The sequence below is a fragment of the Denitrobacterium sp. genome, assembly GCF_056180635.1.
Window position 1 is genome coordinate 1 of the sequence record NZ_JAZZJS010000043.1, and the last position, 12,044, is coordinate 12,044.

The 12,044-nt window shown below is 59.2% G+C and carries 10 protein-coding genes; 1 reads left to right on the forward strand and 9 read right to left on the reverse strand.

Annotation, left to right across the window (positions count from 1 at the left end):
• Nucleotides 1-37 precede the first annotated feature (37 nt).
• The 9 genes from AC04P6_RS03995 to AC04P6_RS04035 all read right to left on the reverse strand — a co-directional run bounded on the left by AC04P6_RS03995 (nucleotide 38) and on the right by AC04P6_RS04035 (nucleotide 10,046).
• Nucleotides 38-895: an HhH-GPD family protein gene (locus tag AC04P6_RS03995; RefSeq protein WP_475565306.1), complete on the reverse strand. Its 858-nt coding sequence runs from the start codon at nucleotides 893-895 to the stop codon at nucleotides 38-40.
• 27 nt (nucleotides 896-922) lie between these two features.
• Nucleotides 923-1,474, reverse strand: coding sequence for an RrF2 family transcriptional regulator (locus AC04P6_RS04000; RefSeq protein WP_475565307.1), 552 nt, complete (start codon nucleotides 1,472-1,474; stop codon nucleotides 923-925).
• Nucleotides 1,474-2,841 carry a ribonucleotide reductase subunit alpha gene (locus AC04P6_RS04005; RefSeq protein ID WP_475565308.1) on the reverse strand — a complete coding sequence of 456 codons (1,368 nt, stop codon included), beginning with the start codon at nucleotides 2,839-2,841 and terminating at the stop codon, nucleotides 1,474-1,476. Before AC04P6_RS04005 ends, AC04P6_RS04000 begins: the two co-directional genes overlap by 1 nt.
• A gap of 12 nt (nucleotides 2,842-2,853) precedes the next feature.
• Entirely contained in the window at nucleotides 2,854-3,552 is a 699-nt protein-coding gene (locus AC04P6_RS04010) for an HAD family hydrolase (RefSeq protein ID WP_475565309.1), read from the reverse strand.
• Nucleotides 3,553-3,627: 75 nt separating this feature from the next.
• Nucleotides 3,628-5,475 carry an ABC transporter ATP-binding protein gene (locus AC04P6_RS04015; protein WP_475565310.1) on the reverse strand — a complete coding sequence of 616 codons (1,848 nt, stop codon included), beginning with the start codon at nucleotides 5,473-5,475 and terminating at the stop codon, nucleotides 3,628-3,630.
• Between the two features lies 1 nt (nucleotide 5,476).
• Entirely contained in the window at nucleotides 5,477-7,327 is a 1,851-nt protein-coding gene (locus tag AC04P6_RS04020) for an ABC transporter ATP-binding protein (RefSeq protein ID WP_475565311.1), read from the reverse strand.
• A gap of 217 nt (nucleotides 7,328-7,544) precedes the next feature.
• On the reverse strand, nucleotides 7,545-9,467 hold the full coding sequence (locus tag AC04P6_RS04025) for a heavy metal translocating P-type ATPase (protein ID WP_475565312.1): 1,923 nt from the start codon (nucleotides 9,465-9,467) through the stop codon (nucleotides 7,545-7,547).
• A gap of 16 nt (nucleotides 9,468-9,483) precedes the next feature.
• Nucleotides 9,484-9,702, reverse strand: a complete 219-nt coding sequence (locus AC04P6_RS04030; RefSeq protein ID WP_475565313.1) for a heavy-metal-associated domain-containing protein — start codon at nucleotides 9,700-9,702, stop codon at nucleotides 9,484-9,486.
• Nucleotides 9,703-9,716: 14 nt separating this feature from the next.
• Nucleotides 9,717-10,046: an ArsR/SmtB family transcription factor gene (locus tag AC04P6_RS04035; RefSeq protein ID WP_475565314.1), complete on the reverse strand. Its 330-nt coding sequence runs from the start codon at nucleotides 10,044-10,046 to the stop codon at nucleotides 9,717-9,719.
• Nucleotides 10,047-10,186: 140 nt separating this feature from the next.
• Here AC04P6_RS04035 and AC04P6_RS04040 point away from each other — a divergent pair, with 140 nt between their 5' ends.
• Nucleotides 10,187-11,998, forward strand: a complete 1,812-nt coding sequence (locus AC04P6_RS04040) for an elongator complex protein 3 (RefSeq protein WP_475565315.1) — start codon at nucleotides 10,187-10,189, stop codon at nucleotides 11,996-11,998.
• The last annotated feature ends 46 nt before the right edge of the window (nucleotides 11,999-12,044 follow it).

Sequence of the window (12,044 nt, forward strand, 5' to 3'; positions counted from 1 at the left end):
AGTGAAGGTGCTGGGCTGCTACCCCGTGGCGTAGCGCCTACGAGAAGAGCCTTCCCGCTTCCAAGCGCAAGAACCCCTCGCGCTCCAAATCGGAAAGAATGGACGCATACGCATCCTGCGGAACGATTTCCCTGCCCTGAGATAACTCGAACGCATCGAGCGAGGACTTCATGTGCTCGACGGGGATTCCCGGATGCGAAAGGAGCTCACGCACGATGAATGCGCGCTTCTGCCTGCGCGAACCCTCGAACTTGCTCTGGCGCGTATAGGATTTCGATCGGCGCGAGGCATTGCCCTTCGTCTGCTTGATATGCGCGCCCCAGTCGAGCAGCGCATAGTACCAGCGGCGCGCATCGTCATCAGGGCACGCATCGCGCACCAGGGGTTCGAGCTGCTTGTCGCTTACCTGGTCGCTTCCCGGGAAAAACTGATCGATGAACACGGTGCGCACGTTCGTCTCGATGTACACCGAAGGCCGGTTGTAGGCGAACGCGATGATGCCAGCCGCGGTAGAGGGCCCGATTCCAGGCAGGGAACGCAAGTCGTCCTCGCCCTCCGGCAATGCCCCGCCAAAGCGATCCTGGCATTCCTGCGCGCATTTCAAAAGCGAAAGAGCACGGCGATTGTATCCCAGCCCCTGCCACAGCTCCAACACGGCAGAGGATTCCGCCTGGGCAAGATCGCCCAGCGTGGGAAACGCCTCAAGAAAACGAGGCCAGTACTCCAGCACGCGCTTAACCTGCGTTTGCTGGAGCATGACCTCAGATAGATACACAGCGTACGGGTCGTCGACGTAGCGCCACGGAAGGCCGTTGCGCTCATAGCGCTCCCCCGCCTCGTATACGCGCTCGCGGAACGCGGAAAGGGAGAGCATGGGCTCCGTCTGACCCGTCATGAATGGCAGATGCCCCTTTAGGCCGAGCTACTCGGCTTCGGCAGCCAGCTCGGCGGCGCGCTTGTGAATGTCCATGTAATCGGAGGGCTCGTGCACGCCGGCCTTCGCAAGGGCTTCGACGTCGAGGCCAATGGCGTTGGCGACGCTCGCATGAACGTAGCGCAGGAAGTCTTCCTTCGTGCCGCCATCGAACACCTGCTGAAGGGTGATGGAAGCGAAGAGGGCGTTCAGCACCTCGTCGGCTGCCTGCCACACCTTGTTGAAGGAGCAGCGCGCGCTGCGCGTGCAGGTTTCGGGGTCGGCTGCGCAATTGGAGATGGTCACCGGGCCCTGCAGAGCGCAGAGCACATCGAGAATGGTGACCTTGTTCGGGTCGAGCGATAGCTTCAGACCGCCGCGAGAACCGCGCGTGGTATGCACATAGCCAGCTTTAGCCAAGTCATGCTGAATCGTTCGAGCGAAAGCGTAGGGAATGTCTTCCTCTTCGGCGACTTCTGCAATGGAAACATACTGGTCTCTGTGATTATACGCAGCTCGAAGAATGCGGCACGCATAGTCACAACGACGTGTTAACTCCATTATTTTCCATCCTTACCCAAAAAATCAGTATCTTTCTTGTCTAGCTCTATGCGAAGCGAATCGACCAGCGACTCTTCCAAGGCGCGATATTCCTTCGAATCGATGGGCTGATACAACGCGATCTTCTCGTACAGGTTCTCTTTCGTGACCGGAATGTACGTACGCTTGCGAACGCTTTGGTTGTACGCTTGCTCGACGGCGTTGCGTGCAGCCGTGTACATGTCGAATCGCGTCATATGCTTCGAGTAGGAGATCAGTTCATCTCGATCCAGGAAACGGAGCGACGGGAAGAGCGCGCATGCATGCTGCCATATTGCGGCGCGTTCCCGCTTACCCGGCGTATCGATCTGAACAATATCGACGGGGTGAAGAATATCATAGAAAAACGGTTCCAGATCCTTCTCTTCGCCGCATGAAGCAAGAACCCACACATCTGGATGCTCAACCGACGCACGAATGAAGTTTATGGCCTCGCGAGCGCCGCGCGTGAGCTGCTGCGGGAAGGCTCCGTCGCCCTCTTCGGAGTCGACGGAAACGGGAGCTCCCCACATGTCGATGTTCTCGAGCATGAGAACGGCAGGGCCCTGGAAGCCCGTGTGCGAGAATTTCGCCTTGCCGCGGAACTCGCGGGATGTCATGATGCAGAGCACCGGATAGCCCTGGGGGCTCACGTCCATGAACATGCGCACAACGGGCAGGCCGAGTTCGCCGGCCGTGGCGAGCATGAAGCGATTGGCATCTTCCCTCGCCTGCGAGCGGAAGAGAATCGTCTCCACCGACGGAATGGATTCCAGGCCATGGCGCTTCGAGAGCATTTCCATGAACTCGTTGAATTCAACGTCGTCGCCCATGCCGATGCCGCGTTCGCGCATCTTCTTGATTGCCTTGTCGTAGCCGATAAGGTCGGCATACGTGAATGTCTCGTTATCAGATTCGCGGGAATCTTCATCCTGGTCATCGGAAGGGGGCTCGACTCCGAGCAGTTCGGACATATCCTGAACCTCGTCGTGTGTGAAGCCGAATTCCTCGAGCTTCTCGAGCGCCATGCTCTGTAAGGCTTCGGCATTGCGCGCCGTTTCCTCGCCCGTTGCATACGGTTCGAGCTTCTCGAACACGTATTCCGCCAACGCGCGCTCCTTCAGCTTGCACGCGATGTTCCAGGCGCGACGCAAGCCCTCGATATACTGGGGCTCTACCTCGCCATGACCCTGGTTTGCCGTGTCGAACGCAGCGATATACAAATGCGCGGCCTGGGAAAGGCGTTCGCTTTCGTAGGCGCGTGCAGCCATGCGCAGAAAGCCCTGCGCGCTGCTGATTTCGTTATCTTGACCAGATGTATTTCCCGAGCTGGGGGTTCTACCGAACATACCACCATCTCCTTAGTCTTGCCATTGGGCGATCTGCCAACCTCGGCGGCGTGCTTCCCTGGTAAGCGTGGAATCGGGAGTGACCGCAACGGGGTTTTCGGCCATTTCGAGCATAGGGACATCGGAATGATGATCGCCATAGGCATAAGATACCATCCAACTACCCTTTCCAAAAACGGCATCGGCGTATCGCCGCAAAGCTGACACTTTTTCGGTACCTTCAACAGGCAAACCCTTCACAGTCCGGGTGTAGCAATCGTCGCCGTCGACTTCCATGCGCGTGCAAACGGCGTGGTCGATGGGCTGAAAGTCCATGGCGCGGCGAACGATGGCCTGCCACGTGGCGGAGACGATGACCACGACGCGCCCGGCTTCGCGGTGCTCGTTCATGCTCTGGATGGCACTGGGGCGAACGCGCTCGGCGATAACCTCGTCGTAGAAGCGCATGAGGTACTCGTCGACCTCGCCGGCCTTCTGCCCGCCGAACGCGGTGAAGACCTGGGAGCGCACCCAACTCTCGTTCTGGGGCAGGCGCAACTTGTAGGCGATGGCCCAAAAACCAATGCCCAGGGCACGGAAAAAGTTGAGCTTGCCGCGGAAGAGAAGATAGCGAACGAGGAGCACGGGCGAGTTCCCGCGGATGCAGGTTCCGTCAAAATCGTAAAGCACCAGCTCAACAGGCTTATGCGTAACCGATTCCGTTTCTTCCATACTCCAACTTCCGCTATGGGGGTTTATCACTCGAATGAAGTATTATAGCGTTCGCCCTAGAAGGCGCAAGCATCGCTACCCCAACTTGTCGAACTGAGCGTTGTAGAGCCTTGCATAGAAGCCGTCACGCGCCAGCAACTCGCTATGCGTACCCTGCTCGACCACGTCTCCCCCGTCGATGCAGAGGATGAGGTCGGCGTCGCGAATCGTGGACAGGCGATGCGCGATCACGAAGCTCGTGCGGCCCTTCATGAGGTTATCCATGGCAAGCTGAATCTGCGCTTCCGTACGCGTGTCGACCGAGCTCGTTGCCTCGTCGAGGATGAGCATCGAGCGGTTAGCCAGAATGGCTCGCGCGATGGTGATGAGCTGGCGTTGCCCCGCGCTGATGTTCGTAGCGTCTTCATTGATGACCATGTCGTAGCCACCGGGCTGGGACATGATGAAGTGATGCGCGTGCGCCGCCTTCGCGGCCTCCTCCACTTCCTCATCGGTAGCTGCAAGGTTTCCGTACCTGATGTTCTCGCGAATCGTCCCGTTGAAGAGCCAGGTCTCCTGGAGCACCATCGATATATGCGAACGCAGGCTCGACCGGCGCAGCGAGGAGATGTTTCGTCCATCGACGGTAATGGCGCCGTCATCCACATCGTAGAAGCGCATGAGGAGCTTCACGAGCGTGGTCTTGCCCGCGCCCGTCGCGCCTACCAGGGCAACCATGCTGCCCGCCTCGATTCGCGCCGAGAAGTCGCGAATGACCGGCTCGCCTTCCTCATACGAGAACGACACGTGGTCGAATGCCACATCGCCCCGCACCGCATCGATATCGTCCGCGCCTTCCTCGCGCTCCTCTTCCACGTTCAGGAACTCGAAGATGCGCTCCGCGGCGGCAGCCATCGTCTGAAGCTCGTTCGCCACCTGCGTAATCTGCTGAACGGGCTGCGTGAAGTCCTTCACGTACACGATGAAGGCCTGAATGTCGCCCACGGTGATGGAACCGCCAACGACCAGGAAGGCACCCAGGACCGCTACGACGATGTAGCCCATGTTAGTAACGACATTCATGACGGGCATCATGAGGCCGCTCACGAAACGCGACTTCCAGCCCGATTCGTACAGGCGGTCATTCGCCGCGGCGAAAACCTGGGCCGCAGCATCCTCGCGACGAAACGCCTTCACCACTTCATGGCCCGAGAAGACCTCCTCGACGACGCCGTTGATTTCGCCAAGCGCATCCTGCTGCATGCGGAAGTACCGGCGGCCACGCTTCATGACCATGCCCAGAAGCACGGCCGAGACGGGAAGGATGAGAAACACCGCCAACGCCATGATGGGCGAGATCCAGAGCATGATGCCCACGACGCCCACAATCGTCACGAACGAGGTGACGAGCGTAGTGAGGCTCGTGTTCAGGCTCTGGCCAAGCGTGTCGACATCGTTGGTGATACGCGAGAGCACATCGCCGGTAGACGCGCTCTCGAAATAGCCCATGGGGATGCGGTTGATCTTCTGGCTGATGCGCTCGCGCAGGCGGAAGCAGGCATCCTGCGTAACGAAGGACATAAGCCAACCCTGGGCGAACGAGGCGAACGCCGAGACGAGGTAGATTGCCAGGGCGATGAGCAGCGTCGTTCCAATTGCATTGAAGTCGATGGAGCCCTCGCCCGCAAGACTCGCCACGTAGCCTTCGTAGAGGATCGTGGTCGCCTGGGAAAGTACCTTCGGACCCACGACGGAAAACGCCGTCGAGGCGATTGCAGCCGCGAACACTAGGAACAGGCGCCCCTTATATGGCGAGAGCATAGCGGCTATCTGCCGCAACGCGCCACGAAAATCGCGCGGCTTTTCGCCGACCATACCGCGCGGACCATGCGGCCTGCGGCGCCTATCGGCGCTGCGCTGCAAATCAGCACCACGTAGAGCCATGCTAGAGCACCTCCCCTGCTGCCTCGTTGCCAGCCGGACGAGCATCGTCGCCAAGCTTCAACTGGGAACGCGCGATGTCCGCATAGGTACCGCACGACGCGAGCAGCTCTTCATGCGTGCCCATGCCAACGACCTTGCCCTCGTCGAAGACGATGATGCAGTCGGCTTGGGAAACGGTGGCGATACGTGCAGCCACGATTACGCAGGTCGAATCGCCCAGCTCCTCCCGGAGCGCGCGACGTAGCGCGGCATCGGTGGCGTAGTCGAGCGCACTCATGCTGTCGTCGAACAGGAACCCTCGCGCATGCATCGCCAAGGCGCGCGCAATGGCAAGGCGCTGCCGCTGCCCACCCGAAACGTTCGTTCCGCCCTGCGAAATGGAAGAGTCGTAGCCATCGGAAAGTTCCTCCACGAACGAGGATGCCTGCGCGACTTGTGCCGCACGATGCACCGCCTCGCTATCGATGTCATCGGAGCCGTAGGAGATGTTAGATGCAACCGTTCCGCTGAACAGGAACGACTTCTGCGGAACGTAGCCGAAGGTGCCGCGCAGCGCATCGAGCGACAGATTGCGCACATCCACGCCATCCACGAGCACCTCGCCGCTTTGCGGGTCGAAATCGCGCATGATGAGCTTGAGCACCGTCGACTTGCCCGAACCCGTGGGGCCCACGAGCGCGACCATGTTGCCCGAAGACACCTTGAAGCTCACGTGCGAGAGCACGGGCTCTTCGCTCCCCTCGTAGGAAAACGTGACGTCGCGGAACTCGATTTCGGCACCCGCACGCATAACGCGCTGGTCATCGAGAGGATGTTCGGAATCGGCAATCGACAGCTCGGCCTCGAGCACCTCATCGATGCGCTTCGCCGAAACCTCGGCCCGCGGCAGAAGGATAGCGAGCATGGAAAGCATCATGAAACTCGAAACGATGGCAATCGTGTAGGTGACGAACGCCATGACGTCACCCGTCTGCATGTCGCCAGCCGCCACCGCCGACGAGCCAACCCACACGATGAGCACCGACATGCCATTCATGACGAGCATCATGCCGGGACGCATGAACGACATGACGCGATTGACGAATAGCTGCGTGCGCTTCAAGTCGTCGCTCGCGTCGCGGAACCGCTCCTCCTCGCGCTGCTGGCGATTGAACGCCCGGATGACGGGAATGCCCGTAAGCATCTCGCGCGCGACGAGATTGACCTTGTCGATGAGCTTCTGCATGCGCCTGAACTGCGGCATGGTGAAATACACCAGAAGGGCCACCACAAGCAGGACCACTGCGATGCCGATGCCGATAATCCACGTCATGGAGGCGTTGGACGTGATAACCATCACGATGCTGCCCAAAGCCAGAATGGGCGCGTAAATGACCATGCGCATGAGCATGTAACTGACGATCTGGATGCGCTGGATGTCATTCGTGGCGCGCGTGATGAGGGAGGCGACGGAGAAGGAGTTCGTCTCGGCCTCGGAAAACGCGACGACCTTCCCGAATAGCTGCTCGCGCAGGGTGCGGCCAATGGACGCGGAAACGCGGCTCGCCAAAAACGAGATGGACACGGCCGCGACGACGCCCAGAAGCGTGACGCCCAGCATGGCGGCACCCGTGCGCAAGAGATATGCCTGCTGGATGGCGGCAACGTCGACGCCTTCGGCGCGATACTGCTCCACCAGTTCGAGCGCTTCCTGCGGAGTGGCCGCCTCCACGCCCGACTGCTGGATGCCAACATCCACGATTTCCGAAGTGAACTTGGGAATGGCCAAGTCGCATGCTGCCTGCACGGCAAGCAAGACGACGATGACCAGAACGATGCCCACATAGGGCTTCAAATACCTAATAGAACGCACGAGAACCTTTTCCTCAAACGAAAAATGCTCAATGGATACTAACCGTATACGCCCCAAAATAAGTTGCGTACAACTGATTGATACCAATACGTGACTTTCGAAGCGCGAAAGCGGCGGCGAATACGCATGCGGCACATGCAAATGCGGCTGGAATACACCAGCCGCATTACAGGCGCCGGCAAGCCGGCAAGCTATTCTTTCGCCCGCGCAACACGCGCTACATACTGCGCATGCGAAGCGTTCTCATGGCGTTCAGAATCGCGATGACGCTCACGCCCACGTCGCCGAACACGGCAAGCCACATATTCGCGATGCCGATGAACGGCAGGGCCAGAATCATGATGAGCACCTTCACGCCAATGGCGAACACGATATTCTGACGAACGATGCGCATGGTCTTGCGCGCAAGGCCAATCGCATACGCGATTTTGCCAGGTCGGTCGTCCATGAGCACGATGTCAGCCGCTTCGATGGCGGCGTCGCTGCCCATGGCGCCCATGGCAATGCCCACGTCGGCGCGCATGAGCACGGGCGCGTCGTTCACGCCGTCGCCCACGAAGGCAACCTTATGCTTCGCGTCGGCGCGTTCGAGGAGCTCCTCCACGATATCGACCTTATTCTGCGGCAGAAGCTGAGCGCGATATTCGTCGACGCCCAATTCCGAGGCAACGGCCGCCGCAACTTCCTCGCAGTCGCCCGTGAGCATGACGCTCGTTTTCACGCCGGAAGCGCGCAGGCTCGCGATAGCCTCCTTCGCATCTTCCTTCACCACGTCGGCAATGACGATATGCCCCACGTACTCGCCGTCGACCGCCACATGCAAGATGGTGCCCACGAGCTCGCATTCGGGGTACTCGATCTGGGCCTCCTCCATGATGCGATTGTTGCCCACAAGCACCTTGTGAGCCGACACGAGCGCGTAGACGCCCTTGCCGCCATGCTCCTCCACATGCTCGATGCGACTCGCGTCAACCACGCCGGAATAGCTCTCGCGCAGCGAGATGGCAATTGGATGGTTCGAATGCGCTTCCGCATGTACCGCGTAGGAAAGCACGTATTCCGCGTCGATGCCCTCGGCAGCATGGATGGCCACCACGCCAAAGGTGCCGTTGGTGAGCGTGCCCGTCTTGTCGAACGCGACCGTGTCGACCTGCGAGAGCGCTTCCAGATAGCTCGAGCCCTTCACCAGCACGCCCGATCGCGAAGCAGCGCCAATGCCGCCGAAGAACGAGAGGGGCACGCTAATGACCAGCGCGCAGGGGCAGCTAACCACCAGGAACACCAACGCGCTCTGCACGCTCGCGGAAAGCGAGCCTCCCAATACCAGCGGGCCCGCAAGTGCGATGAGCGCGGCCAGTCCCACGACGATTGGCGTGTAGTAGCGCGCGAAACGCGTGATGAAGTTCTCCGTACGCGCCTTCTTCTCGCTCGCATTTTCAACGAGCTCCAAAATGCGCTGCACAGTGCTTTCGCCGTAGACGCTCGTGGTGCGCACAGTGAGGAGGCCCGTCATGTTAACGCAACCGCTGATTACCTCGGACCCAGCCTCCACGACGCGCGGAACGCTCTCGCCCGTGAGGGCGCTTGTATCAAGCTGGGACGAGCCTTCCACGACCACGCCATCCAGAGGCACGCGTTCGCCCGGTTTCACGACAATGAAGGAACCAACCTTGATAGTATCGGGGCCAACTTCGATAATTTGCCCATCTTTCTTCAGATTGGCAAATTCCGGCGCGATGTCCATCATATCGGCAATGGAACGACGCGTCTTGCCAACGGCGTAGCTTTCGAACAGCTCGCCCACCTGGAAGAAAAGCATGACGACTGCGCCCTCTGCCATATGAGGCTCCGCCTCGGGAAAGAACACGAGGGCGAAGGCGCCGATAGTGGCAATCACCATGAGCAGGTTCTCATCAAGTGGCTGCCTGTGACGAATGCCGTGCCATGCGCCGGCGAGCACGTCGTAACCAGCAATGAGGTACGGTACGAGGAACAGAGCGAACTCTATCCAGATACCGCCCGGAATGGAATCGAAGACATGGAACCCTTCGGAAAGGATTTCCAAAACGACGAAAATCGAGAGGGCAACAACGATTCGCTTGAAGAGCTTCGTTTGTTTCTTAGTCAGCTTAAGTTTCATGAGCAGGATGCGCTACCTAGACGAGCACTTCGCAATCGGGCTCGATATCATTGAAAATCTTTACGGATTGACCAAGAATGTCCTGGAACAGCGCATCATCGGCATCGAGCGTGAACTTGAGCGTCATCGCGTTAACGCTTGCCGAGGCTACTCCATCGAGCTTCTCGATACGACTCTGGATCTTCCCAGCGCAATTGGGGCAGATTTCACCGTCGAGCTTGATTACCTTGCGCATTTCTATTCCTTTCGCTATTCGCAAATATGAGACATACCTTGGGAAAGCATGGTGTACACATGGTCGTCGGAAAGCGCGTAGATGATCTGCTTGCCATCTTTGCGGAAGCGCACCAGGTGCGATTGCTTCAAAATGCGAAGCTGATGCGATACGGCACTCTGCGACACGCCCACGACTTCGGCGATTTCGGCAACGCAGCGCTCGCGCTCGATAAGAGCATAGAGAATGCGAATGCGCGTTGTGTCGGCGAACACCTTAAACAGGTCGGCCAAATCGTAGAGCATTTCCTCGCTGGGAACCTCGCCCTCGGGCAGAACGCAATCGATGGTTGCTTCGGTATCCATAACGCCTCCTTACTACATATGCACATCTGTTCATACGTTATATCGTCAGGATAGAATCATGGGTAACGTAAGTCAATACATTATTTGATTTGGGTGCAAGAAACGTCCTGGTGGGCCCTTCGAACGCATATACTCGGTTCATGGAACAGCTTTTCACCGATATACTCGCCCTGCTACGTAGCAACGGCGCGCTCGACCAGAAGTCGCTCGACGCGCTCCTGCGCGCTTACAACGCGCGTAATCATGAAAGCACGCGCACGTACGCGAAGAAGAAGATCCTGCCGTACTACCTCGGCGTGAAGGACCGAAACCCCACCCTCTGGGAATCATGGAAAATCACGCAAGAAGAGGAAACGGAGCTCTTCAAGGAGCTGCGCATGAAGCCGCGCAGAAGTGCCTCGGGCGTTGCCACCATCACCGTTATCACGAAGCCCTGGACCTGCGGCTCCAATTGCATATACTGCCCCAACGACATACGCATGCCGAAAAGCTACCTGCACGCCGAACCGGCATGCCAGCGCGCGGAGCGGGCGTATTTCGACCCGTACCTGCAAGTTGGCGCTCGCCTGCGAGCGCTCGTTCAGATGGGGCACGCAACCGATAAAGTCGAGCTCATCGTCCTCGGAGGAACGTTCACCGACTACCCCGAGTCATACCAGATCTGGTTCGTAAAAGAGCTTTTCCGCGCGCTGAACGACCACGCCATCGAAATGGAAACGTGGAAATCGCGGCAGGAGGCCTATGCCAGCGCGGGCATCGCGCGCGACGAGGAAGACCTCGAGCGCCAAACATGCACGCTGCAGCGCGACATACGCGACGGGCGCGTTAGCTTCAACGAAGGCGTGACGCGACTCTACAAGACGGGTGCATGGCAGAACGCATCAAACTGGCAAAGAGCCACGTTCAGCGAACTCGAGCATGAGCATGCGCGCAACGAGGAAGCCGCGCACCGCGTCGTGGGCCTCGTAGTCGAAACGCGCCCCGACGCCATCACGCCACAATCGCTCACGAAACTACGCGCATACGGATGCACGAAGGTGCAGATAGGCGTGCAGAGCTTGCAGGAACGCATCCTGCGCGCCAACAACCGCAAGCTCAGCCTCGCCACGATACAGAACGCATTCGATCTGCTCCGCCTCTTTGGCTTCAAGATCCACGCTCACTTCATGGTGAACCTGGCGGAAGCAACGCCGCAAGGCGATATAAGCGATTACCGCACGTTCGTTACGGGCGCACCCTACCAGCCCGACGAAGTGAAGCTCTACCCTACCGCGCTCATCGCGGGCACCGACTTAGAGTTACTCTATCGCGAAGGCTCCTGGGCGCCCTACGACGAAGAAACGCTTGTGAACGTGCTCGCGCAGGACGTCGTGAACACGCCGCCATTCATTCGCATCTCTCGCATGATCCGCGACTTCTCGTCGAACGACATCGAAGCGGGCAACAAGAAGACGAACCTGCGCCAGATGGTCGAGTCGAAGCTTCGGGAAAGCAATGCGCACGTTAGGGAGATTCGCTTCCGCGAGATTGCCGGTAGCGACATCGACCCCGGCGAACTCACGCTAGGCGTCTACCCCTATGAGACCCAGGCGACAAGCGAACGATTCCTGCAATGGACGCTTCCCGATGGACGCATCGCGGGCTTTCTGCGCCTATCGCTCCCCCATAGGGACGCGCAGGCGAAATACGGCGCAGGCGAGCTGCCCACCAGCCCCAACGACGCAATGATTCGCGAAGTGCACGTATACGGCAGCGCCGCGCACATAGACGGGCATGACGGAACCGCACAGCATCTGGGCCTGGGCAAGAAGCTCATCGAGCGCGCATGCGAAATCGCGAAAGACGCAGGCTATACGGGCATCAATGTCATCAGCTCCGTGGGCACGCGCCCCTACTACCGCAAGCGCGGCTTCGTGGATGACGGCCTCTACCAGAAACGCCCCCTGCACTAGCGCAGCAACGAAAGAACCCTCGCGCCAATGCGGCAGCGAGGGCTCT